Below are 588 nucleotides of genomic sequence, written 5' to 3'. Positions count from 1 at the left end.
CCGCGGTCGGTGGGGAAGTCGCTGATCGCGTCCTGGCCCTCGGTGACCAGGCGCCACAGTTCCTCGGGGGAGGACACTCCGCCGGGCAGGCGGCACCCCATCCCCACGATCACGACGGGATCATGCATGGGATCGGTAAGACGTGCGTTGTCCTGTTTGAGGCGCTCGTTTTCCACGAGCGAGGCACGCAAGGCTTCAACGAGCTGTTCCTGAGACAGCGGCATTATTTCCTCCGTCAGGTCATTCCCGATCAGTTCTCAAGATTACCGAGAGCTCGCAGGACGAGGTCCTCGGCATCCATTTCCTCAATGGCCTCGATCTCTTGCTTGTCGTTCTTTTCCGCTGCCTCGTGCTCTGAGGGTTCAGCTATACGCATCAAGGCATCAAGGATTCCCATGTCATGGAACCGGCTGATCGGGACTGAGGCCAGTACTCGACGGAGACGCTCTTCATCGAGATCGTTCTTCTCCAGAGGGGAGTCGGATTCCAGAGAAAGCTCACCCAACAGCATCTTGGCGAGTGTGTTGGGGTTTGGGTAGTCGAAGACGAGGGTGGCGGGGAGGCGGACTCCGGTGACCGCGGCCAGGC

The 588-nt window shown here is 60.0% G+C and carries 2 protein-coding genes; both read right to left on the bottom strand.

Annotation, left to right across the window (positions count from 1 at the left end; all coding sequences use genetic code 11):
• The coding region (locus AC0T5L_RS27170) for a beta-ketoacyl synthase N-terminal-like domain-containing protein (RefSeq protein WP_476168343.1) at window positions 1-224 on the bottom strand (224 nt) is incomplete at its 3' end.
• Between the two features lie 26 nt (window positions 225-250).
• Window positions 251-588: acyl carrier protein (locus AC0T5L_RS27165; RefSeq protein ID WP_476168342.1), on the bottom strand; the 338-nt coding region annotated here is incomplete at its 5' end.

The organism is Nocardiopsis sp. TRM 82005 (assembly GCF_056312425.1).
Note: the sequence above shows the minus strand (reverse complement) of the source record. Positions and strands in the feature narration are given on the sequence as shown.